At 60.1% G+C, this 1,014-nt stretch carries 2 protein-coding genes; one reads left to right on the top strand and one right to left on the bottom strand.

Features of this window, described 5'->3' with window-relative positions; translation table 11 throughout:
• A partial coding sequence (locus ACFVXN_RS18470) for an SDR family NAD(P)-dependent oxidoreductase (RefSeq protein WP_389235995.1) occupies nt 1–226 on the bottom strand: 226 nt, incomplete at its 3' end.
• A 113-nt stretch (nt 227–339) separates the two neighbouring features.
• On the opposite strand from ACFVXN_RS18470, the gene ACFVXN_RS18465 reads away from it, so the two are divergent.
• On the top strand, nt 340–966 hold the full coding sequence (locus ACFVXN_RS18465) for a TetR/AcrR family transcriptional regulator (RefSeq protein WP_389235992.1): 627 nt from the start codon (nt 340–342) through the stop codon (nt 964–966).
• The last annotated feature ends 48 nt before the right edge of the window (nt 967–1,014 follow it).

Raw genomic sequence — 1,014 nt, 5'->3', positions numbered from 1 at the left:
GCCCGAACTCCTCGACAGCAGACTGGACCGCACCGAAAACGGCGTCGCGATCGGTGACGTCGAGAGCGACTGGCAGCACGGCGCTACCGAATTGCTGCACCAAGTCGTCCAAGTCGCCGGTATTACGGGCGGTCGCTGCGACACGGTCTCCACGACCGAGCGCGTTCCGGGCGAATTCCTTGCCGAAGCCTCGGCTCGCGCCGGTGATGAACCAGTTCTTACTCATGTGCGTCGTTCCTTCCAGTATCACGATCTGCGTTACTCTTCCGAGCCCCAGTTTGCATCATACGCCTAAACTGTCACTTAGTGTCAAGTTGGGCAATGGGCTATGCTGTGCGCATGGGTTCCGAGTTGGACATTGCACAACCGACACTGCGAGAGCGCACGCGGCGAGCGGTGCAGGCGGAATTGATCGACGTTGCGCAGCAACTGTTCGTCGAGCAGGGATACGAACTCACGACTGTGGACCAGATCGCTGCCGCTGCAGGAATGTCCAAGCGCAGTTTTTTTCGCTTCTTCGGAAGCAAAGAAGCCATTATTACGGGTAAGTACGAGGCCGTGATCGAGGTTTTTGTCGAGTCGCTCAGGGGCCGCCCCGGCGACGAACCGCTCTGGACTTCGCTGCGCCGTATCTTCGACTACGTCGTGGACTACGCCGATGACGCAGAACTCGCCCAGCGCATGGCCACAATCGACGCCATCGTGCAGTCCTCGGACGTGCTGAGAGGTGCGCACTTCGCTCGACTTGATCGTGCACAAGAGATGCTGACGCAGGTTGCGCGCGACCGTGCGTCAGCCACAGGGAAGGAATGGGGCGATCCCGGCGATCCTAGTCCGAGGGCCATCGTGGGTGCAGCATTTGCGTGCTTACAAGCTGCCCGCCGCGTTGCAGCCACTACCGGCAAACCTCTTGGGCCCCTTCTCGACACGTCAATGGCGACCATCTCCCCAAGCATCGACACCTAACCACACAGGGCAGCGGATCCAACCCAGCCAAATGGCATGAGTACACAC

This window comes from Cellulomonas sp. NPDC058312 (genome assembly GCF_042880135.1).
GTDB lineage: Bacteria > Actinomycetota > Actinomycetes > Actinomycetales > Cellulomonadaceae > Cellulomonas.
The sequence above is the reverse complement of the archived record's forward strand: the minus strand, read 5'-3'. Positions and strand labels throughout refer to the sequence as shown.

Excerpts from the sequence above, each read along its gene's own strand:
- ACFVXN_RS18465 (WP_389235992.1), top strand. The coding sequence starts at position 340 with ATGGGTTCCGAGTTGGACATTGCACAACCGACACTGCGAGAGCGCACG.